The 25,135-nt window shown below is 69.9% G+C and carries 19 protein-coding genes; 5 read left to right on the top strand and 14 right to left on the bottom strand.

What is annotated here, in order from left to right; translation table 11 throughout:
- Positions 1-212: 212 nt before the first annotated feature.
- A complete protein-coding gene (locus AC1PMG_RS07780; RefSeq protein WP_342072168.1) occupies positions 213-1,595 on the bottom strand; it encodes a glutamine synthetase family protein in 1,383 nt (460 codons plus the stop codon).
- Between the two features lie 5 nt (positions 1,596-1,600).
- Positions 1,601-2,356, bottom strand: coding sequence for a gamma-glutamyl-gamma-aminobutyrate hydrolase family protein (locus tag AC1PMG_RS07775; protein WP_481111213.1), 756 nt, complete (start codon positions 2,354-2,356; stop codon positions 1,601-1,603).
- 278 nt (positions 2,357-2,634) lie between these two features.
- Here AC1PMG_RS07775 and AC1PMG_RS07770 point away from each other — a divergent pair, with 278 nt between their 5' ends.
- From AC1PMG_RS07770 to AC1PMG_RS07760, 3 genes are all read left to right on the top strand, one after another.
- A complete protein-coding gene (locus AC1PMG_RS07770) occupies positions 2,635-4,005 on the top strand; it encodes a glutamine synthetase family protein (RefSeq protein WP_481111212.1) in 1,371 nt (456 codons plus the stop codon).
- Positions 4,006-4,118: 113 nt separating this feature from the next.
- Positions 4,119-5,393 carry an NAD(P)/FAD-dependent oxidoreductase gene (locus AC1PMG_RS07765; RefSeq protein ID WP_481111211.1) on the top strand — a complete coding sequence of 425 codons (1,275 nt, stop codon included), beginning with the start codon at positions 4,119-4,121 and terminating at the stop codon, positions 5,391-5,393.
- Positions 5,394-5,481: 88 nt separating this feature from the next.
- Positions 5,482-6,819, top strand: coding sequence for a GGDEF domain-containing response regulator (locus tag AC1PMG_RS07760; RefSeq protein WP_481111210.1), 1,338 nt, complete (start codon positions 5,482-5,484; stop codon positions 6,817-6,819).
- On the opposite strand, the gene AC1PMG_RS07755 is transcribed toward AC1PMG_RS07760, so the two are convergent.
- From AC1PMG_RS07755 to AC1PMG_RS07725, 7 genes are all read right to left on the bottom strand, one after another.
- Positions 6,800-8,080 carry an MFS transporter gene (locus AC1PMG_RS07755; RefSeq protein ID WP_481111209.1) on the bottom strand — a complete coding sequence of 427 codons (1,281 nt, stop codon included), beginning with the start codon at positions 8,078-8,080 and terminating at the stop codon, positions 6,800-6,802. The two genes, AC1PMG_RS07760 and AC1PMG_RS07755, sit on opposite strands and share 20 nt — an antisense overlap.
- A 94-nt stretch (positions 8,081-8,174) precedes the next feature.
- Positions 8,175-9,110: a diguanylate cyclase domain-containing protein gene (locus AC1PMG_RS07750; RefSeq protein ID WP_481111208.1), complete on the bottom strand. Its 936-nt coding sequence runs from the start codon at positions 9,108-9,110 to the stop codon at positions 8,175-8,177.
- Positions 9,107-13,966 carry a PAS domain S-box protein gene (locus AC1PMG_RS07745; protein ID WP_481111207.1) on the bottom strand — a complete coding sequence of 1,620 codons (4,860 nt, stop codon included), beginning with the start codon at positions 13,964-13,966 and terminating at the stop codon, positions 9,107-9,109. The genes AC1PMG_RS07750 and AC1PMG_RS07745 overlap by 4 nt, the downstream gene beginning before the upstream one ends.
- 244 nt (positions 13,967-14,210) lie before the next feature.
- The gene (locus AC1PMG_RS07740) at positions 14,211-14,477 is read right to left on the bottom strand and encodes a hypothetical protein (protein WP_481111206.1); all 267 of its coding nucleotides are present in this window, start codon (positions 14,475-14,477) and stop codon (positions 14,211-14,213) included.
- Entirely contained in the window at positions 14,467-16,815 is a 2,349-nt protein-coding gene (locus tag AC1PMG_RS07735) for an FdhF/YdeP family oxidoreductase (RefSeq protein ID WP_481111205.1), read from the bottom strand. The genes AC1PMG_RS07740 and AC1PMG_RS07735 overlap by 11 nt, the downstream gene beginning before the upstream one ends.
- Complete coding sequence (gene fdhD / locus AC1PMG_RS07730) at positions 16,812-17,666, bottom strand: formate dehydrogenase accessory sulfurtransferase FdhD (protein WP_481111204.1); 855 nt, start codon at positions 17,664-17,666, stop codon at positions 16,812-16,814. The genes AC1PMG_RS07735 and fdhD overlap by 4 nt, the downstream gene beginning before the upstream one ends.
- Positions 17,667-17,681: 15 nt before the next feature.
- Positions 17,682-19,364: an OFA family MFS transporter gene (locus AC1PMG_RS07725; RefSeq protein WP_481111203.1), complete on the bottom strand. Its 1,683-nt coding sequence runs from the start codon at positions 19,362-19,364 to the stop codon at positions 17,682-17,684.
- Positions 19,365-19,664: 300 nt separating this feature from the next.
- On the opposite strand from AC1PMG_RS07725, the gene AC1PMG_RS07720 reads away from it, so the two are divergent.
- Positions 19,665-20,255 carry a hypothetical protein gene (locus AC1PMG_RS07720; RefSeq protein ID WP_481111202.1) on the top strand — a complete coding sequence of 197 codons (591 nt, stop codon included), beginning with the start codon at positions 19,665-19,667 and terminating at the stop codon, positions 20,253-20,255.
- Between the two features lie 63 nt (positions 20,256-20,318).
- On the opposite strand, the gene AC1PMG_RS07715 is transcribed toward AC1PMG_RS07720, so the two are convergent.
- From AC1PMG_RS07715 to AC1PMG_RS07705, 3 genes are read right to left on the bottom strand one after another with little or no spacing between them, the layout of a single operon-like run.
- Positions 20,319-20,918: a DNA-3-methyladenine glycosylase I gene (locus tag AC1PMG_RS07715; RefSeq protein ID WP_481111201.1), complete on the bottom strand. Its 600-nt coding sequence runs from the start codon at positions 20,916-20,918 to the stop codon at positions 20,319-20,321.
- 31 nt (positions 20,919-20,949) lie between these two features.
- Positions 20,950-21,237, bottom strand: coding sequence for a YciI family protein (locus AC1PMG_RS07710; protein WP_017915756.1), 288 nt, complete (start codon positions 21,235-21,237; stop codon positions 20,950-20,952).
- Between the two features lie 41 nt (positions 21,238-21,278).
- Entirely contained in the window at positions 21,279-21,851 is a 573-nt protein-coding gene (locus AC1PMG_RS07705) for a TetR/AcrR family transcriptional regulator (protein WP_481111200.1), read from the bottom strand.
- 367 nt (positions 21,852-22,218) lie between these two features.
- On the opposite strand from AC1PMG_RS07705, the gene AC1PMG_RS07700 reads away from it, so the two are divergent.
- Positions 22,219-22,716 (top strand): DUF1203 domain-containing protein, encoded by a 498-nt coding sequence (locus AC1PMG_RS07700; protein WP_481111199.1) that lies wholly within the window; start codon positions 22,219-22,221, stop codon positions 22,714-22,716.
- 163 nt (positions 22,717-22,879) lie between these two features.
- Here AC1PMG_RS07700 and AC1PMG_RS07695 read toward each other — a convergent pair whose 3' ends face one another.
- Together AC1PMG_RS07695 and AC1PMG_RS07690 are read right to left on the bottom strand one after the other, a co-directional pair.
- Positions 22,880-24,382, bottom strand: a complete 1,503-nt coding sequence (locus tag AC1PMG_RS07695) for an aldehyde dehydrogenase (protein ID WP_481111198.1) — start codon at positions 24,380-24,382, stop codon at positions 22,880-22,882.
- A 70-nt stretch (positions 24,383-24,452) separates the two neighbouring features.
- Positions 24,453-25,001, bottom strand: coding sequence for a cupin domain-containing protein (locus AC1PMG_RS07690; protein ID WP_267104479.1), 549 nt, complete (start codon positions 24,999-25,001; stop codon positions 24,453-24,455).
- Positions 25,002-25,135 lie beyond the last annotated feature (134 nt).

Below are 25,135 nucleotides of genomic sequence, written 5' to 3'. Positions count from 1 at the left end.
CCTGCCCCTGCCGCGGACGGCGTACATCCATGTACGCCGCCCTTAGGGTTTTTCCCCGCGATGGCCGCCGCTTCGGAAGGGAACCCGGTAAGTCAAAAGCAACAACCGAAGCAACAGCAACAGCAACAGCAACGGCAACGGCAGGAACGAATCTACTGCAGAGCGCGTAGGCAATTCCGTCGCAAACGATGCGTACGAAAGCCACCAGCAACTCACACGTTCAACAACAAGAACTCCCGCTCCCACGAACTGATCACCCGGAAGAACGTCTCATACTCCTTGCGCTTGACCGAAATGTACGCCCGCACGAAGCGCGGCCCCAGCAACTCCTGCAACGGCCCGCACCGCTCCAGCTCGTCCAGCGCCTCGCCCAGCGAGCGCGGCAACTGATAGCCCATCTCCTTGCCACTGCCGGTGGTCGGCTCGGTCGGTTCGAGCTTTTCGCGGATCCCGAGCAGGCCGCAGGCCAGCGTCGCCGCCATCGCCAGGTACGGATTGGCGTCGGAACCGGCGAAGCGGCTCTCCACACGCATGTTCTCGATCGTGTCGATCGGCACGCGCAGGCCGCAGGTGCGGTTGTCGAAGCCCCACAGCACATTGCTCGGCGACACCTCGCCGAACATCAACCGCCGGTAGGAATTGACGTTGGGCGCGAAGAACGCCATCGCCATCGGCACGTACTTCTGCAGGCCCGCCAGGTAATGGGCGAAGGTGCGGCTGTACTCCCCGGCGCGGCGGCCGCTGAAGACGTTCTTGCCGTGCTTGTCCACCAGGCTCTGGTGGATGTGCATCGCACTGCCAGGCTCGTTCTCCATCGGCTTGGCCAGGAAGGTGGCGTAGACGCCGTGGCGCAGCGCCGCCTCGCGCATGGTGCGCTTGAACAGGAACACCTGGTCGGCGCGCGACAGCGCGTCGTCGTGGGTGAAGTTGACCTCCAGCTGCGCCGCGCCGGATTCGTGGATCAGCGTGTCCACGTCCAGTTCCATCGCGTCGCAATAGTCGTACATCAGGTCAAGGATCGGATCAAACTCGTTGACCGCGTCGATCGAGTACGACTGCCGTGCCGTCTCCGGCCGACCCGAGCGGCCGGCCGGCGGCAGCAACGGAAAGTCCGGGTCGGTGTTCTTCTGCACCAGGAAGAACTCCAGCTCCGGCGCCACCACCGGCTTGCAGCCGATCGCCGCATACGCCTCCAGCACCCGGCGCAGCACGTTGCGCGGCGCCAGTTCGTGCGGCTGGCCTTCCTTGGTATAGCAATCGTGGATCACCTGCGCGGTCGGGTCGGCGGCCCACGGCACCATGCGCACCGTGTCCGGGTCCGGGCGCAGCTGCATGTCCGAATCCGACGGCGACGTCAGGTCGTAGTAGTCGTCCGGGTAGTCGCCGGTGACGGTGGTGGCGAAGATGCCCTCTGGCAGGCGCGTGCCGTAGTCGTGCGAGAACTTGGCGGCGGGAATGATCTTGCCGCGCGCGTTGCCGGTGATGTCCGGCACCAGGCATTCGACCTCGGTGATGTGGCGTTCCTTGAGCCAGCGCCGCAGCGAGCTTTCCTGTTGTTCCGGGGTGTGCTTGCGCGATCGGGGTCGACTGGCCATGGGAATCAGTGCCTGCGGCTGGCCGCATAGTGGCGACAGGCGTCGCCGAAGGATTGGAAGATGCCGAGATAGAACGGGTCGTCGAGGACCCGCCACTCCGGATGCCATTGCACACCGAGCAGGAAACCGGGGCCGATGCCGCGGAAGGCCTCGATCAGTCCGTCCGGCGCCAGCGCCTCGACGATCAGGTCGCCGCCGAGCCGGGCCACGCCCTGCCCGTGCAGCGAGTTGACCCGCACCCGCCCGCGGCCGGCGATCTCCTCCAGCCAGCCGCCTTCGCTCAGCGCCACCTCGTGCGCCGGCGCGTACTGCGCCTCCAGCGTCGCCCGCGGATCCTCGCGGTGATCGGACAGCCCCGGCTGCGCATGCACCTTCTGGTGCAGGGTGCCGCCGAGGGCGACGTTGACTTCCTGGAAGCCGCGGCAGATCGCCAGGATCGGCAGGCCCAGCGAGATCGCCTGCGGAATCAGGTCCAGCGTGTTGGCGTCGCGCGCCGGGTCATGCAGGTTGCCGAGCCAGCTTAGCTCGTCGCTGTAATGATGTGGCTCGATGTTGCTGGCCGCGCCGGTCAGCAGCAGGCCATCGAGCCGCGTCAGCCAGGCGCGGGCGTCGACCGGGGGCTGCAGCGACGGCAGCAGCACCGGGGTCACCCCCGCCCCGTCGACGGCGGCGCGCAGATACTTTTCGCCCGCGGCCAGGAACGGATGATGGCCGATGAGCTTGCGGTCGGTCGGCACGCCGACCAAGGGCGATACGGCCATGCGAAGAACTCGTGTGGCGTCCTCGCAAGTTACCGCGAGCGTTTTATTTTTACAACACGACACGCAGTGGGACACGGCGCACAACACACCTGCAGACGCGATACCGGCCTGCACGATGCCGCAAAATCTCCGCTGCCATGCCGCAAAAGCGCAACACGGCCAGCGTGCCGCGCGAGCGAGCGTCGGCACGTCGCCGCCTGCCGCTGTTGAGTATTCTTGACGCCATGGCGCTCTGCTAAGCTCGAAGCACTCCCGCCGTCCGCCGCGATGTGACCCGCATGCACGACGCCCCGCTGCTGCCCCCGGACGATGCCCAGACCCTGCAGCGTATCGCCGGCTGCGAGCAGGTCGACCTGCTGCTGCCGGACTGCAACGGCCTGCTGCGCGGCAAGCGCATCGCCCGCGACGCGTTGGACAAGGTCTACCGAGACGGGGTGTGCCTGCCGATGTCGCTGATCGCCACCGACATCACCGGCAATACCGTCGAGGAAACCGGGCTGGGCTACGACATCGGCGACGAAGATCGGCTGTGCTTCCCGGTGCCGGGCAGTCTGCGGCCGGTACCGTGGGCGCCGGTGCCGTCGGCGCAACTGCTGCTGGCGATGCAGGACGGCGCCGGCGGCGCGCTCGACTTCGCCCCGCGCCAGGTGCTGGCGCAGGTGCTGGCACGCCTGCAGGCACGCGGGCTGACGCCGGTGATCGCGGTGGAGCTGGAGTTCTACCTGTTCGACCCGCACGCCGACGCGCACGGCCGCCCGCAGCCGCCGCTGCACGCCCACAGCGGACTGCGCAACGACAGCACCCAGGTCTATTACATGCAGGAACTGGACGACCAGCGCGGCTTCACCGACGCGGTCGCGCAGGCCTGCCGCGCGCAGGGCATCCCGGCCGACACCGCGGTCGCCGAATACGCGCCCGGCCAGTTCGAGATCAACCTCAAGCACCGCGCCGATGCGCTGGCCGCCTGCGACGATGCGGTGCTGCTCAAGCGCGCGATCAAGGCGATCGCGCAGCAGCAGGGCCTGCTTGCCAGCTTCATGGCCAAGCCGTTCGCCGCGCAATCCGGCAGCGGTCTGCACGTGCACGTGAGCCTGCTCGACGATGCCGGCCACAACGTGTTCGCCTGCACCCCGCAGGCGCCGGCCGCGCCCCTGTGCCATGCCATCGGCGGATTGCAGCACAGCGCCGAGGACTGCCTGCTGCTGTTCGCCCCGCACGCCAACAGCTACCGGCGCTTCGTCGCCAATGCCTTCGTCCCGCTCAACGACAGCTGGGGCTTCAACAACCGCACCGTGGCGATGCGGGTGCCGCACAGCGACCCGGCCAACACCCGCATCGAACACCGCATCGCCGGCGCCGACGCCAATCCCTACCTGGTCGTCGCGGCGGTGCTGGCCGGCATCGAACACGGCCTGGCGCAGGGCCTCGACCCCGGCCCGCCGACCCAGGGCAACGCCTACGCGCAACACGCCGCACGCGAACCGGACTGGCGCAGCGCGATCGCCCGCTTCGTGGACAGCGACTTCGCCGCCACCGCGTTCGGCACGCGCTTCCGGCATATCTACGGCCAGCAGAAGCGCCGCGAGCTGCTGGATTTCCAGGCGCAGGTCAGCGATGTGGACTATCGCTGGTATTTGCGGACGGTGTGAGGAGCGGGGATTGGGCATTCGGGATTGGGGATTCGTTACAAGGAGATTTACGCCCGCCGAAGGTCCATCACGCTATCGCTGATCTCAATTCCCAATCCCCAATCCCTAATCCCATGCCTGCTTCCGCCCGCAACTGGTACACCGACAGCGCCACGCCGTTCCCGGCGCAGGCGCCGCTGCGCGGCCAGGTACGCGCCGATGTGTGCATCCTCGGTGCGGGCTATACCGGGCTGAGTGCGGCGCTGGCACTGGCCGAGGTCGGGTATCGGGTGGTGGTGCTGGAGGCGCAGCGGGTCGGCTGGGGTGCGTCCGGGCGCAACGGCGGCCAGGCCATCGTCGGCTACGGCTGCGAACAGCACACCCTGGAAGCCCTGCTCGGCCAGGACGATGCGCGGCTGCTGTTCGATTTCTCCCGGGACGGCATGCAGTTGCTGCGTACCCGCATCGCCCGCCATGGCATCGCCTGCGACTGGCGCGACGGCCATGCGCACGTGGCGATCAAGCCGCGCCAGGAACGCGAGTTGCGCGCCGGCATCATCGAGATGGCGCAGCGCTACGACTATCCGCTGCAGTGGTGGGACCGCGCGCAGTTGCAGTCGCAGTTGCGCAGCCCACGCTACCTGGGCGCGATGTACGACGCGGCCAGCGGCCACCTGCATCCGCTGGACTACGCGCGTGGCCTGGCGCGCGCGGCACTGGCGGCCGGCGTGCGCATCTACGAGCAGACGCCGGTCACGCAACTGGTGCGCGGCGCGCGGCCGATCCTGCGCAGCGCGCACGGCGAGGTCGAGGGCGAGTTCGCCATCCTCGCCGGCAATGCCTGGCTGCGCGGCATCGCTCCGGAACTGGAATCGCGGATCATGCCGGTCGGCACCTACATCGGCGCCAGCGCGCCGCTGGGCGAAGCGTTGGCGCGTGAGCTGATCGGCAACGACATGGCGGTGGCCGACGTCAACTGGGCGCTGGACTACTTCCGCCTCAGCCGCGACCACCGGCTGCTGTTCGGCGGCCGCGCCAGCTATTCGTCGCTGCCGCCGCCCGGCCTGCGCGGGGTGATGACCCGGCGCATGCGCCGGGTGTTCCCGCAACTGCGCCAGGTCGAGATGGACGCGGTGTGGGGCGGCTACGTCGACATCACCCGCAACCGCGCCCCGCATTGGGGCCGGCTGACCCCGAACGTGTATTTCGCGCAGGGCTTCTCCGGCCATGGGGTGGCCGCCACCGGCCTGGCCGGCGCGGTCATCGCCGCGGCGATCGCCGGGCAGGCGCAGCGGCTGGACGTGTTCGCGCGGATCCCGCACGCGCCCTTTCCCGGCGGCCGCCTGCTGCGCACGCCGCTGCTGGTGGCGGCGATGTCCTGGTACAAGCTGCGCGACGCGCTCTGGTAGCCAGCGACGCACCCGCGCCGCCCTCAAGTTTGCGCGCACACGGCCGCTAACCGGGTTCCACCCCTGGATTGCCGCCCGCGAGGCATGCATGTCGCACCCGTTGTCGATCGCCCCGATCGCCCCCGACGGCAGCCCCGCACAGCAGCGCATCCTGCTGGTGGAAAACTCGCGCACCTTCACCGACCTGCTGCGCGCGGCGATCGAGCAACGGGTCGAACTGCCGGTCGTGGTGGTCTCCACCCTGGCCGAGGCCGCCGCCGCCCTGGATGACGGCGGCCCCTGGTTCCTGGCGCTGACCGGGCTGGTGCTGGCCGACGGCGACCGCGACACCGTCGTGGACTTCTTCGTCGCGCGCGGGCTGCCCACGGTGGTGGTCAGCGGGGTCTACGACGAGAGCCTGCGCAAGCGCATCCTGACCCAGCAGATCATCGACTTCGTCCTGAAGAACGCACCGGACAGCATCGACTACCTGGCCTGGCTGGTGCAGCGACTGGCGCGCAACCGCTCCATCACCGCGCTGGTGGTGGACGACTCGCCGTCGGCGCGCGCCTATGCCGCCTCCCTGCTGTCGATGTACGGCTACCGCGTGGTGGAGGCCGCCGACGGCGCCGCCGGGCTGCGCGCGATCGAGGCCAATCCGTCCATCCGTCTGGCGGTGGTGGACCAGGAAATGCCGGGCATGGAAGGCGTGGAATTCACCCGCCGGCTGCGCGCGTTGCGCGCGCGCGACATGCTGGCGGTGATCGGCCTGTCCGGCAACAACGACCCGTCGCTGGTGCCGCGCTTCCTCAAGAACGGCGCCAACGACTTCCTGCGCAAGCCCTTCTCGCGCGAGGAATTCTTCTGCCGGGTCTCGCAGAACGTGGATCAGCTGGAGCTGATCGGCACCCTGCAGGACCTGGCGACACGCGACTTCCTCACCAGCCTGCCCAACCGCCGGCACTTCCTCGAACAGAGCCAGCGCGTGCTGGCAAAGTGGCTGGCGCGGCAGGAGCCGGTCGGCGTGGCGATGCTCGACATCGACCATTTCAAGCACATCAACGACACCTTCGGCCACGAGGCCGGCGACGAAGCGCTGCGCGCGGTGGCGGCCACCCTGGCCGCGCACGCGCGCCCGCAGGACATGGTGGCGCGCTTCGGCGGCGAGGAATTCTGCATGCTGGTGCCGGGCCTGGACCCCGCCGCGGCCGCCGATTACTTCGAAACCCTGCGCGCGCGCATCGCCGACCTCGCGATTCCGCTGGGCACGCAGACCCTGCGTCTGACCATCAGCATCGGCGTCAGCAGCAGCGGTCCGCAGCGGCAGACCCTGCATCCGCTGCTGACCGAGGCCGACAAGTACCTGTACCTGGCCAAGGCCGGCGGCCGCAACCGGGTCGAACACGCGCCGCCGGCGGAGCCGGCGCTCAGCGACGCGGCCGCCTGATCGCCAGCAGGGCCAGCAAGGTCAGCAGCGCCGCCGCGCTGAGGTAGTAGCCCACCCACGGCAGGCCGTACTGCTTGGCCAGCCACACCGCCACGTACGGCGCCGGCGCCGCACCGACGATGCCCGCCAGGTTGAACGCCAGCGAGGCGCCGGTGTAGCGCACCGGCACCGGGAACAATTCGGCCAGCAGCGTGCCGCAGGGGCCGTAGGTCAGGCCCATGAAGAAGAACCCCAGCGCCAGGAAGCCCAGCACCTGCCAGGGCTGCCCGGCCTGGAACAGCGGCGCGAACAGCAGCCCGAACGCGACGATGGCCACGCTGGCCACCAGCATCGCCGGGCGCGTGCCGCGACGGTCGCCGTACCAGGCCGACAACGGGATGCCGGCGGCGAAGAACAGGATGCCGACCATCTGCAGCAGCAGGAACTGCTCGCGGCTGTAGTGCAGCGTGGTGGTGCCGTAGCCCAGCGCGAACACCGTCATCAGGTAAAACAGCACGAAGGTCGCCAGCACCGCGAACGTGCCCAGCAGCGTCGCGCCGATGTGCTGCGAGAGCACCGTCTGCATCGGCAGGCGCACGCGTTCGTTGCGGTCCAGGGCGCGCTGGAAGTCCGGGGTCTCGTGGATGCGCAGGCGCACCCACAGCCCGGTGATCACCAGCAGGGCGCTGGCGACGAACGGAATGCGCCAGCCCCAGCGCAGGAACTGCGCCTCGTCCAGCAACGCGCCCAGCAGCAGGAAGATGCCCGAACACAGCAGGAAGCCCAGGGGCGCGCCCAGCTGCGGGAACATGCCGTACCAGGCGCGCTTGCCCGGCGGCGCGTTCTCGGTGGCCAGCAGCACCGCCCCGCCCCACTCCCCGCCCAGGCCCAGGCCCTGGCCGAAGCGGCACAGCACCAGCAGCGCCGGCGCCCACAGGCCGATCCGGTCGTAGCCGGGCAGCAGGCCGATCAGCACGGTGGACAGACCCATGGTCAGCAGCGCCGCGACCAGGGTGGCCTTGCGGCCGATGCGGTCGCCGAAATGGCCGAACAGCGCCGATCCCAGCGGCCGCGCGACGAAGGCCACGGCGAAGGTCGCCAGCGACTGCAGCTGCGCCGCATCGGCATCGCCTTCGGGGAAGAACAGCTTGGGGAACACTAGCACCGCGGCGGTGGCGTAGATGTAGAAGTCGAAGAACTCGATGGTGGTGCCGACCAGGCTGGCCAGCAGCACGCGACGCGGCGAGTTGACGGGCGGAACGGGAGACGCGGCAACGGTCATGGAGGCGACATCGACAGGCAATCGGCCGATTCTGGCAGATCGGCGCCGAGGCGACGCGCTTGGTTGCGCCGGCAACGATCGCCGGCGCGGCGCCTCACCCCACGCAGGCCCGCGCGCGCCCGCCCTGCTTGGCCAGATACAACTGCGCGTCGGCCTGCGCCAGCAGTTGTGCGGCGCTGGCGTCGGCCTGAGGGACCGCCACCGCGCCGCCCAGGCTGATGCTCACGCATGGCCCCAGCGGCGAGGCGTCGTGCGCCAGCTGCAGCTCGGCGACCCGCTGCAGCATGCGCTGCGCCACTTCGCGCACGCCGTCGGCATCGCTGCCCGGCAGCAACGCCACGAACTCCTCGCCGCCATAGCGGGCGAGCAGATCGTGCGGGCGCAGCACGCAGCCGGCCAGCGCCTGGGCGACGGCGCGCAGGCAGCCGTCGCCGAGCTGATGGCCATAGTGATCGTTGTAGCGCTTGAAGTAGTCCACGTCGATCATCAGCGCCCCGCAGGGCTTGCCTTCGCGCAGGCAGGCCTGCCAGTGCGTGGCCAGGGCGTCGTCGAAACGGCGGCGGTTGGCGACCCCGGTCAGCCCATCCAGCAACGCGACTTCGCGCAGCAGGTCGCTCTGCAGCTTCATGATCAGATGATTCTGCACCCGCGCCCGCACCACCACCGGCTGCACCGGCTTGCTGATGAAATCGGCGCCGCCGGCTTCCAGCGCGGCCACCTCGTCCTCCGGCGCATCCTGCCCGGTGACGAACACCACCGGGATGTCCGCGGTCGCCGGGTCGGCCTTGAGCCGGCGGCAGACCTGCAGGCCGTCCAGCTCCGGCATCATCACGTCCAGCAGCACCAGGTCCGGCGGCTGCTGCTGGCACAAGGCCAGTGCACGCGTGCCATCCAGCGCCATGCTGACTTCGCAGGCGTCGCGCAGCAGTTCGTGCAGCGCATGGATGTTGATCGGCTGGTCGTCCACGATCAGCACGCGCGGGCGCCGTCCCTGCGGGGCGAGGCGTCGATAGGCAGCGAAATCGCTCATCGGGAAGCGGTCTCCAACAGGGCGTTCAACGTGACCAAGGCGTCGTCGAAGCGCAGCGTCTGCACCTGCTCGCGCAGGCGCAGCGCGTCGCCAGCCTGGGCGCCGGCGATGGTCGGCGGGGCCTGCTCCAGCAGGGTCAATGCGGCCAGGTCGGACTGGCGCAGCAGCGGCTCCAGCGCGCGCAACCACGGCAGCAGGGCGTCTTCGGCCATGGCGTTCGTGCCGGCAGGCGGTGCGGGCGCGCGCAGCGGCGCGGCCGCGGTGCGCAGCGCGTCCAGATCCTGCGCGGCCGCCGCGCGCAGCGCCGCCAGCGTCGCCGCGACGTCGGGCAGGCGTCCGCCGCGGGCGTCCTGCTCCAGCACGGCAGCGGCCTGCGCCAGGGTGGCGGCGCCCAGCGTCGCGGCGCTGCCTTTCAAAGCGTGTGCGGCATCGGCAATGGCACCGGCATCGCCCTGCCGCAAGGCCGCCTCGACCCGCTGCAGCAGCGTGCGGTGCTCCTCGGCGAAGGCGTCCAGCATGCGCACGAACAGGCCGGCGTTGTTGCCGAACCGGGCCAGGATCGCATCGAGCGCAGCCGGCGCCGCCGGCGCGGACGGCGCAGGCTGCGGGGCCACCGATGCCGGCGCGGCGGCGCGGCCACTCAGGCGCAGCAGCGCCTCCACCATCTGTTCCAGATCGATCGGCTTGCCGATATGCGCGTCCATGCCCGCCGCCAGGCAGGCATCGACGTCGTCCTGCGCCGCATTGGCGGTCATCGCCAGGATCGGCAATCGCGCGAAACGCGCATCGGCACGGATGCGCCGGGTCGCCTCCAGGCCGTCCACGCGCGGCATCTGCATGTCCATCACCACCACGTCGAAGACCTGGCCGCTGTCGCGCACGCACTGCACGCCGGACAGGCCGTCCTCGGCCAGCGCCACCTGCGCGCCCTCCGCACACAGCAGTTCCTCGGCCACCTGCCGGTTCAGCGCATTGTCCTCGACCACCAGCACGCGCAGCCCGGGCAGGCGCGCCACGCGCTGCGACGCCGGCACTGGCGCAGCGATCCTGGCACCCCCGCTCCAGGCCCGCTCCAGGGCTTCGATCACCTGGCACGGCGTCACCGGCTTGACCAGGTGATCGGCGAACGGCGGCGACACGTGGCGCTGGGTCTGGCCCAGCAGTTCGCTCTGGTAGGCGGTCAGCATCAGCACCAACGGCGGCGCGGCGCACACTGCGCGCAGTTGCGCCGCCGCGGTGACGCCATCGATGCCGGGCAGGCGCCAATCCATCAACACGGCGTCGAAGCGTGCGCCCTCGCGCTCGGCCGCGACCGCACGCGCCACCGCGTCCTCGCCACTGGCGACGCCCTCCACCTGCCAGCCGCAGGCGCCCAGCGCGTCGGTCAGTACCTCGCGCACCAGCGCACTGTCGTCGACCACCAGCACATGCCGCGGATGCGCGCCGCCGCATCCAGCCGCCCCCTCGCCGTTGGCATCCAGCATCAACGGCAGATCGAACCAGAACCGGCTGCCCTCGCCGAGCACGCTGTGCACCTGCAGCTCGCCGCCCATCATGCCGATCAAGCGCCGGCTGATCACCAGGCCCAGGCCGCTGCCGCCGAAGCGGCGGCTGATCGAGGCCTCGGCCTGCGTGAAGCTGTGGAAGATGCGCTGTTGCTGCTCGGCACTGATGCCGATGCCGGTGTCCTCCACGATCATCCGCAGGGTTACCGCCTGCGCCTGCCGCTGCAGCAGTTCCACGCGCAAGCGCACATGCCCGTGCTCGGTGAACTTGAGCGCGTTGCCGGCCAGGTTGATCAGCACCTGCTGCAGGCGCAGCGCATCGCCGATCACGCGATCGGGGATACCACGGTCGAGCTGGTACACGATCTCCACTTCCGGCCGCTGGTGATTGCCGGCCAGCACCACCGCCAGGTCGCGCAGCAACTCCTCGATGCGGAACGGATGCAGGTCCAGCTGCAGCTTGCCGGCCTCGATCTTGGAGTAGTCGAGGATGTCGTTGAGCAGGCTCAGCAGCGACTTGCCGGCCTTCTGCGCCTTGCCCACGTAATCGTCCTGGCGCGCATCCAGCGCGGTGCGCTGCAGCAGTTGCAGCATGCCCAGCACCGCATTCATCGGCGTGCGGATCTCGTGGCTCATGTTGGCCAGGAACGAGGATTTGGCCTGGCTGGCCTCGTCGGCGCGCGCCTTGGCCTGGCGCAGGTCCTGCTCGGCCTGCAGTTGCGCGCTGATGTCGCGGTTGATGCCGATGACCCGGGTGACCCGGCCCTGCGCATCGCGTTCGGTATGCGCGCCGGCCTGGATATGCCGCAGGCCGCCGTCGCTGCACTGCACCCGGAACACCGGGTCGTAGACCGTCCCGTGCGCCACCGCCGATTGCAGGCTGGCCTCGGTCATCGCGATGTCGTCGGGATGCACTTTCACCCGCCAGTCGGCATAGCGCAAGCCGCGTTCGCGCAGGGCCGCAGGCCACTCGTACAGGTCGTACATGCGCTCGTTGCATTCCAGCGCGTCATCGCCCGGGGTCCAGGTCCAGATGCCGAGTTCGGCGGTGTCGGCCGCCATCGCCAGCTGGTCGTGCGCGCGGGTCAGCGCCTGGCGCTGGCGATGCCGCTCGGTGATGTCGGCGATGACGCCGACCACCAGGCACTCGCCGTCCATCCACATCGTGCCGAGACTGATCTCGATCGCGAACGCGTCGCCGTTCTTGCGCACTGCCTGCAGTTCGCGGGCATTGTCGACGCGTTCCGGCCACGCACCCGTCGGCGGCACGTCGGCCGCCATCGCCGCATGCAGGCTGGAAGCCGCCTCGGGCATCAGCCGGCTCACGTCCTCACCGACGATCTCCTCGGCGCCGTACCCGAACACGCGCTCGCCGGCGCGATTGACCGAGCGTACCTTGCCGCGCGCATCGAAGGTGATGATGGGATTGACCGCCGTGTCCAGGATCGCCTGGGTCAGGGCCATGCTGCGCGCCAGCGAGCGCTCGGCGGCCTGCCGTTCGCTGATGTCCAGGGCGATGCCCAGGTAGCCGGAGAGTTCGCCCTGTGCGGTGCGGATCGCCGTGACCACCAGGCTCACCTGGCGGGTCGCGCCGTCGCGACGCACATACGTCCACTCGCAGATGTCGGCGCCATCGCGCTCGGCCTTTTCCACGAACACGCGGAAGCCTTCCACCGGATGCCCCAGTTCGGCGGCCAGCATCGCGCCGCGGGCGGCCACCTCCTCGGGCAGATGGAACGCGCCGGGGTTCAGCGTGCCGACCACGTCCTCGCGGCGGTAGCCGAGCAGGCGCTCGGCGCCGGTGTTGAACAGGGTGATGGTGCCGTCGCGGTCGGTGGCGATGATCGCCACTTCCGACGCGGCGCTCAGCACGCCTTCGAGCATCGCGGTGCTGCGGCTCAACTCGGCGGTCCGCGCCGCCACCTGGCTTTCCAGGGTGGCGTTCAGGGCCAGGATCTGCGCACGTACCGCCTTCTGCTCGGAGATGTCGCGCACCGTCTTGGACGCGCCGATCGGCCGGCCTTCGGCGCTGTAGATCGGCGAGACGCTGACCAGCACGTCGATCAGGCGTCCGTCGGCATGCCGGCGCACGGTCTCGAAATACGGCACGTCCTCGCCGCGTCCGATCCGCCGCAGTACAGACTCCTCCTCGTGCATCAGTTCCGGCGGCACGATCAGCTCGCCCAGGCGCCGGCCCACCGCCTCGGCCTCGCTGAAACCGAACAGTTGTTCGGCAGCGCGGTTCCAGCTGGTGACCACGCCCTCCAGGGTCTTGCCGATGATGCCGTCGGCCGAGCTCTGCACCACCGCGACCAGGTTCGCCTGGTCGCGGGCAATCTGCCGGCGCCGCAGGTGATTGCTGCACAGCGCGAACGCCAGTGCGGACGCCAGCACGCTGAGCAGCGCGCCACCCAGCACCGCGGCGTGCACCGACCAGCGCGCGCTGGCGGCGACGAAGGCCGGGCTGGCGACCATGTCCATCCGCCAGTGCCGCCCCATCACGTCGCGCCGCAACTCGGCACGCGGCGCCTGCGCGAGCGTGGCCTGCGGCACATTGCGATAGAACGGCGTCGCGCCAGCATCCGCGTTCTCGTCGCTCAGCGTCAGTTCGATCCGCTGCGGATCCAGATCCAACGCCTGCATCACCTGCGGCATCAGCAGCGGCGCATAGGTCCAGCCCCGCAGCTCGCGTAGGCGTTGCGCCGCCGCTGGCGGCGTGGTGGCGCTGCGGTAGACCGGCAGCAACAACAGGAACGACTGCGCATGCTGCGCGCCGGCCTGCACCAGCGTGATCGGCCCGGTCAAACGCGATTCGCCGCTCAGCGCCGCCGCCATGGCCGCGCTACGGCGCGACGACTCCGAGGCGATGTCCAGGCCCAGCGCCGCGGCGTTGCTGTCCACCGGCTCGATGTACTGGATGACGAAGCGGTCGCCATTGTGCGGCGCCAATTGCCGGATGTCGAAGTCCTTGCGCCCCAGCGCGCGCTCGGTGGCGACGAAGCGTTCCTGCTCGGCCGCCGCGACACGGCGGATGAAGCCGAAGCCGCGCGCGCCCGGAAACTCGCGGCGCAGATCGCGGCTCTGGCTGTAGCGCAGCACCTGATCGCCGTGCAGTTCGTCGCCGGCGGTGACGATCATGCCGCGCATGCCGCGCAAGCCGTGGTCGTAGTTGGACAGCAGCTCTTCGATGCGATCGAAGGCGACGTGGGCTTTCGCGTCCAGTTGCGCTTGCGTGTGCCGCGCGTTGGCCCGTTGCAGTTGCAACGCCACCACGGTGGTGAGCGCCGCGCCGATCAGCAGCGTCGCCAACGACCAATAGAACGGACTGCGCTTGAACAACAACCTGGACATCCTCAGGCCCCTCCCCGGAGCGCCGTGTCGGTGGATCGGGCCCTGCACGCGTTGTCGCAGTGCCGGTGTCCTGCCCTGGCGAACACGACACGACACCCGCGATGCGTGATCGCCTCATCGGCATGGTGGAAGCAAACTTGACCGCGTGCGGCGCGGACACGGCGAAAAAATGCGCCATGCGCTGGCAGGCTCGGTGCATCCCGTGGTGCGCATCACAGGCCCGGCCCGACGGCCACCGCCGGACTCAGGACGAGGCAGTACCCGCCGCCTGCGCAGCGGCTCGGCCTGCCTCGGCAAGCACCGCGATCTCGCGTTCGCCGCGCCGCTCCACCCGCACCCAGCCCGGTCCCGGCTGCCCGGCGAGTTCGGCATCGCCGAGCCAGGCCAGCGTGCGCAACAGCACGCTCATGCGCACGTCCAGGCGCTTGCACACACGCGCCAGCGCCATGCCGTCCGGCGCCTCGGCCAGCAATCGCAACAGACGCGCGGTCAGCAGCGGATCAGCGGACAAGCGCCACACCGATGTCGCGCGGGGCGGCCGCGGCGGCGTCGGCCAGATGCGCGGTGACCACCACCGGAATCGACTTGGAGGTCGGCGTGCGTGCCTCGTCGGCGAAGCTGGACAAGGGCACCAGCGCATTGGTCTCCGGGTAGTAGGCCGCCAGGCAGCCGCGCGGAATGTTGTACTCGACCAGCATGAAACGCTTGGCCTGGCGCGGCACGCCATCCTCGCAGAGGCTGTGCAGGTCCACCCAGTCGCCGGCATGCATGCCCAGATCGGCGATATCGGCCGCGTTGATGAACAGCACCCGGCGCTCGCCGAACACGCCGCGGTAGCGGTCGTCCAGGCCGTAGATGGTGGTGTTGTACTGATCGTGCGAGCGCGTGGTCGCCAGGGTGAACACCAGTTGCCCGGGGTGCTGACGGCGCGCGCGGTGGATCGGATTGTCGGTGGGCACCGCATGCACCTTGAACACCGCGCGGCCCTCCGGCGTGTCCCATTCGCGGTCGCGCGCGCCGTTGGACAGGCGGAAGCCGCCCGGCACCCGCACCCGCGCGTTGAAGTCGGCGAAGTCGTCGAACATCTGCCCGATCAGGTCGCGGATGCGGTCGTAGTCGGCCACCAGCCAGCGCCAGCGTATCGCGCTGCGCGCCCCCAGCGTAGCCTCGGCCAGCCGCGCCACGATGGCCGGCTCGGACAGCAACTGCGGCGAGGCCGGCGGATTGATGCCGCCGGACAGGTGCACCATGCTCATCGAATCCTCGACGCTCACGTGCTGCGGCCCGCCCTCCTGGATGTCGATCTCGGTGCGGCCCAGGCACGGCAGGATCAGCGCGTCGCGGCCGTGCACCAGGTGGCTGCGGTTGAGCTTGGTGGTGACGTGCACGGTGAGCTCGCAGCGGCGCAGCGCACGATGGGTCGCGTCGGTATCGGGGGTGGCGGTGGCGAAATTGCCGCCCATGGCGAAGAACACCTTGGCGCGGCCGTCGGCCATCGCCTCGATCGCACCGACCGTGTCGTAACCGGGCGCGCGCGGCGGCGCGAAGCCGAACACCGCCTGCAGCCGGTCCAGGAACGCCTCCGGCGGCTTCTCGTAGATCATCATCGTGCGGTCGCCCTGCACGTTGCTGTGGCCGCGCACCGGACAGGCGCCGGCGCCGGGACGGCCGAGATGGCCGCGCAGCAGCAGCAGGTTGGCGATCATCTGGATAGTCGCCACCGAATGCTTGTGCTGGGTGATGCCCATGCCCCAGCAGGCGATCAGGCGCTCGGCCTTGAGGTAGATCTCGCCGGCCTTGCGCAGTTCGGCCTCGCTCAGCCCGGACTCCTCGACGATGGTGTCCCACGGCTCGGCCGCGACCTCGGCGGCGAAAGCCTCGAAGCCGACGGTATGGCCGGCGATGAACTCCAGGTCCAGCAGCCGCGGCTGAGCACTGCTGGCCGCCTCGGCGTCGCGCTCCAGCACATGCTTGATGATGCCCTTCACCGCCGCCAGGTCGCCGCCGATCTTGAGCTGGAAGTAGTCCGAGGAGATGCGCGTGGAGCCGTTGTGCAGCATCTGCAGCTTGTCCTGCGGATCGGCGAACTTCTCCAGGCCGCGTTCGCGCAGCGGATTGAACGAGACGATCGCCGCGCCGCGCTTGGCCGCCTGGCGCAGTTCGCCGAGCATGCGCGGATGGTTGGTACCGGGGTTCTGGCCGAAGATGAAGATCGCATCGGCCAGTTCGAAATCCTGCAGCGACACCGTGCCCTTGCCGACCCCGATCTGCGCCTTGAGCGCGGTGCCGGACGGCTCGTGGCACATGTTGGAGCAGTCCGGGAAGTTGTTGGTGCCGAACTCGCGCACGAACAGCTGGTACAGGAACGCGGCCTCGTTGCTGGTGCGGCCGGAGGTGTAGAAGATCGCCTCGTTCGGCGAGGCCAGGCCATTGAGATGCTGGGCGATCAGCGCGAACGCGTCGTCCCAGTCGATCGGCACGTAGTGGTCGGTGTCGGCGTCGTAGCGCAGCGGCTGGGTCAGCCGGCCCTGCCCTTCCAGCCAGTAGTCGCTGTAGCGGGCCAGTTGCGCGACGCTGTGCTGGGCGAACAGCTCGGGGGTGGCACGGCGCGCGGTGGATTCGGCCGCCACCGCCTTGGCGCCGTTCTCGCAGAACTCGAAGGTGGAGGTGTGGTCGCGGTCGGGCCAGGCGCAACCGGGGCAGTCGAAGCCATCGGGCTGGTTGGCGTGCAGCAGGGTCTTGGCGCCCTGCACCGCCACGTCCTGCTCCATCAGGTGCTTGGCCACGGCGCGCAACGCGCCCCAACCGCCGGCCGGTTGCGTGTACGGCTGGATGGTCTTCTTGCTCATGCGGGCTCTCCGGCGGGTTCGGTCTGCGGTGGGACGTGCTGCCCCAGGCGCTGCGGATGGCTGTAGACGACGTAATCGTGATCGCGGGCGAAGCCGATCAGGGTGAGGCCGGCGCTGTCGGCGAGCGCGATGGCCAGCGCGGTGGGCGCGGAAATGGCGGCCAGCAAGGGGATGCCGGCCTGCGAGGCCTTCATCGCCATTTCGTAGCTGGCACGGCTGGTGACCACCGCGAAGCCGGCGGCCGGATCGAGACCGGCGCCGGCCAGCGCGCCGATCAGCTTGTCCAGCGCGTTGTGGCGGCCGACGTCCTCGCGGATCAGCTGCAGCTCGCCGCGCGCGTCGGCCCAGGCCGCGGCATGGGTGGCGCCGGTCAGCGCGTTGAGGGTCTGCTGCGCGCGCAGCGCGCGCAGGGCCTGGGCCAGTGCCTCGGGCGCGATCGGGGTACCGGCCGGCACCGGCCGCGGCACGCGCAACACCGCCTCCAGTGACTCGCTGCCGCACACGCCGCAGCCGCTGCGCCCGTCCAGGTTGCGGCGCCGCGCCTGTAATGCCGCCGCCTGCGTCGGCGGAATCCGCAGGCGCAGGGACACGCCTTCCAGATACGTTTCGACCGCCTCGATGCGCAACTGCGCCGGCGCCTCGACGATGCCCTCGCTGAGCGAGAAGCCGAGCGCGAAATCCTCCAGGTCTTCCGGCGTGGCCATCATCACCACGAAGGGCGTGTCGTTGTAGGCGAACGCCACCGGCACCTCGGCCGCGACCAGGTCCTGGGCGAGGGCCGTGCGCCCGTCGCGGTGGCGACACACACCGCGCGCGACCGCGCCCGGCCTGGATGACGCACCCGAATACATCGCGACCCTCCGGACTCAGTGGAACAGCACGAACGCCTTCTGCAGGGTGACCCAGATGCCCCACAGCATCGGCGCCCCGACCGCCAGCCAGGCCAGTATCAGCCACAACGGGTTGCCGCCGCGGCCGACCTGCGCCAGCTGTGCCGCGTCCAGCGCCGCCTGGCCGCTGCCGCCGACCCGCTCGTGCGCCAGCCGCTTCTCCGCCGCCAGTTCCTCCGGCGTCATGAAATGCCTGGCCGCGACCGGCCGTACCAGCAGGTTGCAGATCAGGCCCAGCACCAGCATCCCGGCAAGGATGTACATGGTGGTGTTGTACACCTGTGACGGCGGCACACCCATGCCCAACTGGTACTCGCGCATGTAACCCACCACCACCGGGCCGAGGATGCCGGCGGTGGCCCAGGCGGTCAGCAGGCGGCCGTGGATGGCGCCGACCATCTGCGTGCCGAACAGGTCGGCCAGGTAGGCCGGGATGGTGGCGAAGCCGCCGCCGTACATCGACACGATCACGCAGAAGATGCCGACGAACAGCGCACTGCCGCCGAACTTGCCGGCCCACGGCGCGGCCGCGTACAGGGCGATGCCGAGCACGAAGAACAGCGAGTAGGTGTGCTTGCGGCCGAGCTTGTCGGACATGCTGGCCCAGAAGAAACGCCCGCCGATGTTGAACAGGCTCAGCAGGCCGGTGAAGCCGGCGGCGATGGCGGCGATGGCCGCCAGTTGCGCGGTGTCGAGGCTGGCGAAGCCGGCATCGACGCCGATCAGGCGGCCGCCGAACACCTCCTGCAGCATCGGCGAGGCCATGCCGATCACGCCGATGCCGGCCGACACGTTCAGGCACAGCACGCCCCACAGCAGCCAGAACTGCGGGATGCCCCAGACCTTGCGCACGTGCACGTGATGGGCGGTGATCATGGCGTTGGCGCTGGCCGTCGGCGCGGTCCAGCCGGCCGGGGTCCAGCCGCTCGGCGGCACCCGGTAACCGAACGCGCCGGCCATCATGAACACGAAATACAGCCCGGCCATGACCAGGAAGGTTTCCTTCACGCCCACCGAGTCGGGGCCGGCGAAATGCCGCATCAGCGCGTCGGCCAGCGGGCTGCCGATCATCGCGCCGCCGCCGAAGCCCATGATCGCCATGCCGGTGGCCATGCCGCGGCGGTCCGGGAACCACTTGATCAGCGTCGACACCGGCGAGATGTAGCCCAGCCCCAGGCCGATGCCGCCGATCACGCCCGAGCCCAGCCACAGCAGCCAGATCTGGTGCAGGTGGATGCCCAGCGCCGAGATCACCAAGCCGCCGCACCAGCACAGCGCCGCGACCACGCCGGCCTTGCGCGGGCCGGCGCGTTCCAGCCAGCCGCCCCACAGCGCCGCCGAGCAGCCCAGCAACACGAAGAACAGCGTGTACATCCACTGCAGTTCGCTGATCTTCCAGTCGCAACTGGCCGAGACGATGCGCGCCAGGAAACCCATGTCGGGCGGACAGGCCACCGCCGCGGTGACGCCCAGCGCCTTGGACAGCGGCAACCAGAACACGCTGAAGCCGTAGGCCATGCCGATGCACAGATGGATGGCCAGCGCCGCCGGCGGCACCAGCCAGCGGTTGAACCCGGGCTGGGCGACGATGCGTTCCTTCGAGAGCACGCCAGCGTGATCGGCCGGCACGGAGCCAATGATGCGATGCGTTTCATTCATGCAGTTCTTTCCTCCGAGACCTGGCCCCCTGGTGGCGGTGGAGCGCCTGCGGCAGCCTCACCGTCCCGTTCGCTGAACGGCGCCAGAACGGACGACCGGACGAGCCGAGGGTATTACAAAACGCGCTCCGCCGTCGCCGCGCCCGCCAGCACACGCCTCCGTGCGCTGGCGCTGCTCTGGCGCGGGACGGCCGGACGCGCGCCCCACGATCCACCAGCGCACAGGACGCCGGCGGACGCGTGATTCCGCTCCCGCGACCCGGTCGGTTAGGCTTGCGCCCCCTTCGCTTGCGAAACGCCCATGCCCGCCCCGTCCCGCCTCGGCGTCGCCGCCGCCCTGCTGCTCGGCAGCCATCTCGCCCATGCAGCCGACCTTCCCGCCGATGTGCTGCGCCAGGTGCCGGCCGGCTATCAGCCGCTGGCGCAGTTGCAGGCCGATCTCGATGGCGACGGCCGCGCCGATTATTTGGTCGCGCTGCAGCAGCGCGGCGAGGCGCAGCGCGATCCGGCCCCGGCGCGACCGCTGCTGATCTTCGTGCAGCAGGGCGACGGCCACTACCGGCTGGCGGCGCGCAACGACCGGGTGATCCTCAAGCGCGACGAGGGCGGCCAGTGCGATCCGTTCACCGATGGCGACGAACCGTTCGCGGCCAAGGGTCGCTACTTCACCGTGCAGAACGGGGTCTCCTGCGGCCAGCACTGGACCGACTTCATCACCTTCCGCTACGACCCGCAGCGCAAGCAGTGGCTGTTCCACAAGCGCATCCAGCAGCGCTGGGAGATGAACCCAAATCCTTCGCCCGACGCCGAGGCCTTGGTCAAGGACGCCGACCAGGTGCAGTCGGCCGATCCGCGGCATCTGATCGCCTTCGCCGATTACCTGCCGCGCTGAGGCGCGGACGCGTCGCCATCGCGGCCCGCCCGCCACGATCGGCCGGGCCCGCGCATCCGCCGCTCAGGGGCGGCGGAAACGCGCCCGCGCCCGTTCCACCTGCGCACGCACCACGCAGTCCTCGGCGTGATCGTTGACCAGGCCCATGGCCTGCATGAAGGCATACACCGTGGTCGGCCCGACGAACTTCCAGCCGCGCGCCTTCAGCGCCTTCGACAACGCCACCGATTCGGGCGAGGTCGCACGCGTTTGCGCGGTGTCCGCCGCCGGCGCCTCGTAGCGCCAGACGAACGCCGCCAGCGAACCTTCCTGCCGCACCAGCGCCTGGGCCATGCGCGCATTGTGGATGGCCGCCTCGATCTTGCCGCGGTGGCGGACGATCCCGGGATCCTGCAGCAGCCGCGCCACGTCGCCGTCGTCGAATAAGGCAAGGCGCTGGTAATCGAAGTCGAGGAAGGCCGCGCGGAAGTTCTCGCGCTTGGCCAGGATGGTGCGCCAGCTCAACCCGGACTGGAATCCCTCCAGGCACAGCTTCTCGAACAGGCGGCGGTCGTCGTCGACCGGAAGGCCCCACTCGCTGTCGTGGTAGTGGAAGAACTCCGGCGCCGCCGCGCACCAGCGGCAACGCGGGCGACCGTCCGGGCCGGGAATGGTGGCGTTCATGCGCTGGTCCTGTCGATGCCGCGACGCCGGCTCATGCCAGCAGGAACTCGAGGCCGGGTGCGGCCTTGGCCGGCGCCACCTCGACGATTTCGCTGCGCACCACGCCGGCCGCAACGAACGGGTCCGCCTGCAGCCGGCGCTCGAGGTCGGCGCGGCTCAGGCCATGCGCCAGGATCGCGCCGCCGGCCTGCGGCGGCAGGCTCCCGGCCAGCGCGAACACGCCATCGTCGAAGCCCTGCTGCAACCACTGCACATGCGCCTGCAGCAACGGCCCGGCCTGACTGCGATCGGCGGCAAAACGCAACAACACGATGAACATGAGCACGCTCCTGCGAGTAGGAAAGAGGAAAACGACGCCGATCACGTGGCTGCCGGCGCGGCGGCAACCGCGTCGAGCCAGGCCTGCATGCGCGCGACCTCGCGCTGGACGAAATCCGCATCGCCGAACGCCTGCGCCAGCACCGCCACGCCCTGGCTGAAGGCCAGCACGTGCATGGCCAGCGCATCGGCCTCGGCGCTGCGCCCGAGGCGTTCGAACTGCCGGCGCAGCCACTGGCGGAACAGGCCGAACAGCTGCGTGGCCTGCGCCTGCGCAGGGTGCTCGAGCTTGGACAATTCGCCGCACAAGCTTCCCACCGGGCAGCCATGGCGCATGATCGACGCCTGGTTGCGCACCACGATCTGGATGAACTGGCGAATGCCGTCGGCGGGTGCCGCCGCTGCGTCTTCCCAGCCTTGCAGCATCGCCCGGGTCCGTTCCAGGCGCAGCGCGATCACCGCATCCAGGATCGCGTCCTTGCTCTTGAAGTGGTGGTAGAAGTTGCCGCGGGAGATGCCGACCGCATCGGCGACATCGGCGAACGAGGTGACCGCATAGCCCTGCGCGTAGAACAGTCGGTCGGCCTCGGCAACGATGCGTGCGCGCGTGTCCATCCTCATCCCCCCGATCAGGCCAAGCCCCTTAGGACAATCATCCTAATGCCGGCAATGCGACTAGGTCAATCGACCTAGAACGGCTGCCCGCCGCCGGTTGCCGCAGCGCCGACGCGGACCGCCACGCACGCAAGGCCTGCGTGCTCGTGCGCGTAACGTCGCCATCCGGGCCGACGCGTAGAGCGACCCTCGCACGTACGTCGCGCCCCTCACCCGCCGCCGCGCTGCGAACGCCGCCACCGCGACGCGCCAGGCGCCACCGCCTCCATGCCGGATGCCAGGCGTGACCAGTGCCGTGTCCGAATGCGGCCGGCACGGCGGCACGCCGACCGGCACGCTGCGCGCTCCATCCGTTCCTGGAGCGCCCATGTCCAGCTTCCGTTGCGTCGGCCTGCCGGCCGCCGCGTTCGCCCCGCTGTTCGATCTCGACGATGCGCAACTGCAGGCGCGCCATGCGCGGCGCCTCCGCGCCGACAGCGCGCTCGGCTATCCCTGCCGGATCAGCCTGGAGGACGCGCGGCCCGGCGAGGAACTGCTGTTGCTGCACTACCTGCACCAACCCGCGCAGACCCCGTACCGCGCCGCCGGACCGATCTACGTGCGCCGCCACGTCGCCACCGCCACACCGGCGCCGGGCGAAGTACCCGATGCCATCGTCCGCCGCCTGATCTCGCTGCGCGGCTACGACGCCCACGACATGCTGATCGCCGCCGACGTGCAGCCGGGCGAACGCATCGCCACCGCGATCGCCTGCGCCTTCGCCGATCCGCAGGTGCGCTACCTGCATCTGCATCATGCGCGGCAGGGCTGTTTCGCGTGCCGGGTGGAGAGAGAGCCGGGATTGGGGAGTCGGGATTGGGGATGAGTGGCTGCACCGCGATCTGAAACGCCGCCGTTGCCGTCGTAGGAGCGGCTTCAGCCGCGATGGCCTTCCCGGGAAGGCCTGTCGCGGCTGAAGCCGCTCCTACGACATCCGCAGCCGCAACCCCGCTTTTCACCAATCCCCAATCCCAAATCCCCACTCCCCGCTACTCACCCAGATTGATCCAGGTCGCCTTCATCTCCGTGTATTTGTCGAAGGCGTGCAGCGACTTGTCGCGGCCGTTGCCCGATTGCTTGTAGCCGCCGAACGGGGCGGTCATGTCGCCGCCGTCCCAGTAGTTCACCCACACGCTGCCGGCACGCAGCTTGCGTGCGACGCGGTGCGCGCGGCCGATGTCGCGGGTCCACACACCCGCCGCCAGGCCGTAGTCGCTGTCGTTGGCCATGCGCAGGGCGTGCGCCTCGTCGTCGAAGGCGATCACCGACAGCACCGGGCCGAAGATCTCCTCGCGGGCGATGGTGTGTTCGTGGCCGACCTCGTCGAAGATGGTCGGCTCCACGTAGCAGCCGCCGGGCACCACCTCCACGCGCTTGCCGCCGAGCAGCAGGCGCGCGCCCTCGGCGTTGCCGCGGGCGATGTAGTCGAGCACGCGGTGGGTCTGGGTCTCGTCGACCAGCGCGCCCATCGCCGCATCGTCGTCGAACGGATGCCGCGGCTGCAGCGCGCGGCCGGCGGCGACCACGCGCTCGACGAAGCTGTCCTTGATCGAACGCTCCACCAGCAGCCGCGAGGCCGCGGTGCAGACCTCGCCCTGGTTGTAGAAGATCGCCATCGCCGCCGCCTGCGCCGCCTGTTCCAGGTCCGGCGCATCGGCGAACACCAGGTTCGGGCTCTTGCCACCGCACTCCATGTACGCGCGTTTCATGTTCGACAGCCCCGCGCACTGCAGCAGGCGCCGGCCGACCGCGGTGGAGCCGGTGAACACCAGCCCGTCCACGTCCATGTGCAGCGCCAGCGGCTCGCCGGCGCCCTTGCCGAAGCCCGGCACCACGTTGAACACGCCGTCGGGAATGCCCGCCTCGGCGACCAGTTCGGCCAGGCGCAGCGCGCTCAGCGGCGATTTCTCCGACGGTTTCAGCACCACCGAGTTGCCCGCGGCCAGCGCCGGGGCGATCTTCCACGCCGCCATCAGCAGCGGGAAGTTCCACGGCACGATCGCGCCGACCACGCCCAGCGGCTCGCGGGTGATCAGGCCCAGTTCGTCCTGTCCGGTCGGCGCCACTTCGCCGTACAGCTTGTCCACCGCCTCGGCGGTCCAGGACAGGCAGCGCACCGTCGCCGCCAGGTCGACCCGGCGCGCATCGCGCACCGGCTTGCCCATGTCCAGCGACTCCAGCAAGGCCAGTTCGTCGGCATGGCGTTCGACCAACTGGGCCAACGCCAGCAGGGTCTTCTTGCGCTGCGCCGGCTTTGCCTGCGACCAGTGCCCGGCCTCGAAGCTGCGCCGCGCCGCGGCGACCGCGCGGTCGATGTCGGCGGCCTCGCCCTCGGCCACGCGGCCCAGCAGGCGGCCGTCGATGGGGCTGATGCAGTCGAAGGTCTTGCCACTGGCGGCATCGACGTAGCGGCCGTCGATGAAGGCCTGGGTCCGCGGACGCAGCGTGTCGGCCAGCGCCTGCCAGGCGTCGCGGGTGCGGGGTGCGGTCATCGGGAACTCCTGCTGCGGAGGAAGGATCGGAGGGACGCGACGGCCAACGGTGGCGCGCTGCGCATGCGGCTCAGAACGTGGCCGGCGTATTGGCGCTGACCAGCACCGCGGTCTCGCTGCCGACGTTGCGGAACCGGTGCGGCACCCGGCTTTCGAAATAGTAGCCCTCGCCGGCGCGCAGCACCCGCACCTGGCTGCCGACGGTGATCTCCACCTCGCCGGCCACCACCACCCCGCCCTCTTCGCCGTCGTGCACCAGCATCGCGCTGCCGGTGTCGCTGCCGGGCGGCATCACCTCGCGCAGGATGCACATCTGCCGCTGCGGGCGATGCCGGCCGACCAGGTAATAATGGATGCCGTCGCTGCCGACGTCGGGCAGTTCGTCGGCGCGATAGAACGGCGCATCGGCCGCGCCGGCGTCCAGGTCCTGGGTGAAGAATTCGGCCAGCGAGATCGGGATGCCGTCCAGCACCTTCTTCAGCGAACTGACCGACGGACTGACCTTGTTCTGCTCGATCAGCGAGATGGTGCTGTTGGTCACGCCCACCCGCTTGGCCAGCTCGCGCTGGCTCAGGCCGTGGGCGGTGCGAACCCGATGCAGGCGGGCGCCGATATCCATCGCGAATGGGAACGCCGGTGGCGGTGTTGCCGGATACTTTACACACCCACCCCGGACGGTCAATTTCGCGCCGCGCGCCCGTGTTGCGGCGCAACCAGGAAAAGCCCGCTCGATTCGCGCGAACTGCGACACGC

This window comes from Xanthomonas sp. NCPPB 2250 (assembly GCF_056725265.1).
This window is presented reverse-complemented; position numbering and strand designations above follow the sequence as displayed.

Bases quoted from the DNA above. Each gene is read 5' to 3' on its own strand.
- AC1PMG_RS07780 (WP_342072168.1), bottom strand. From the start codon at position 1,595: ATGGCCAGTCGACCCCGATCGCGCAAGCACACCCCGGAACAACAGGAA.
- AC1PMG_RS07775 (WP_481111213.1), bottom strand. From the start codon at position 2,356: ATGGCCGTATCGCCCTTGGTCGGCGTGCCGACCGACCGCAAGCTCATC.
- AC1PMG_RS07770 (WP_481111212.1), top strand. From the start codon at position 2,635: ATGCACGACGCCCCGCTGCTGCCCCCGGACGATGCCCAGACCCTGCAG.
- AC1PMG_RS07765 (WP_481111211.1), top strand. From the start codon at position 4,119: ATGCCTGCTTCCGCCCGCAACTGGTACACCGACAGCGCCACGCCGTTC.
- AC1PMG_RS07760 (WP_481111210.1), top strand. From the start codon at position 5,482: ATGTCGCACCCGTTGTCGATCGCCCCGATCGCCCCCGACGGCAGCCCC.
- AC1PMG_RS07755 (WP_481111209.1), bottom strand. From the start codon at position 8,080: ATGACCGTTGCCGCGTCTCCCGTTCCGCCCGTCAACTCGCCGCGTCGC.
- AC1PMG_RS07750 (WP_481111208.1), bottom strand. From the start codon at position 9,110: ATGAGCGATTTCGCTGCCTATCGACGCCTCGCCCCGCAGGGACGGCGC.
- AC1PMG_RS07745 (WP_481111207.1), bottom strand. From the start codon at position 13,966: ATGTCCAGGTTGTTGTTCAAGCGCAGTCCGTTCTATTGGTCGTTGGCG.
- AC1PMG_RS07735 (WP_481111205.1), bottom strand. From the start codon at position 16,815: ATGAGCAAGAAGACCATCCAGCCGTACACGCAACCGGCCGGCGGTTGG.
- fdhD (WP_481111204.1), bottom strand. From the start codon at position 17,666: ATGTATTCGGGTGCGTCATCCAGGCCGGGCGCGGTCGCGCGCGGTGTG.
- AC1PMG_RS07725 (WP_481111203.1), bottom strand. From the start codon at position 19,364: ATGAATGAAACGCATCGCATCATTGGCTCCGTGCCGGCCGATCACGCT.
- AC1PMG_RS07720 (WP_481111202.1), top strand. From the start codon at position 19,665: ATGCCCGCCCCGTCCCGCCTCGGCGTCGCCGCCGCCCTGCTGCTCGGC.
- AC1PMG_RS07715 (WP_481111201.1), bottom strand. From the start codon at position 20,918: ATGAACGCCACCATTCCCGGCCCGGACGGTCGCCCGCGTTGCCGCTGG.
- AC1PMG_RS07710 (WP_017915756.1), bottom strand. From the start codon at position 21,237: ATGTTCATCGTGTTGTTGCGTTTTGCCGCCGATCGCAGTCAGGCCGGG.
- AC1PMG_RS07705 (WP_481111200.1), bottom strand. From the start codon at position 21,851: ATGGACACGCGCGCACGCATCGTTGCCGAGGCCGACCGACTGTTCTAC.
- AC1PMG_RS07700 (WP_481111199.1), top strand. From the start codon at position 22,219: ATGTCCAGCTTCCGTTGCGTCGGCCTGCCGGCCGCCGCGTTCGCCCCG.
- AC1PMG_RS07695 (WP_481111198.1), bottom strand. From the start codon at position 24,382: ATGACCGCACCCCGCACCCGCGACGCCTGGCAGGCGCTGGCCGACACG.
- AC1PMG_RS07690 (WP_267104479.1), bottom strand. From the start codon at position 25,001: ATGGATATCGGCGCCCGCCTGCATCGGGTTCGCACCGCCCACGGCCTG.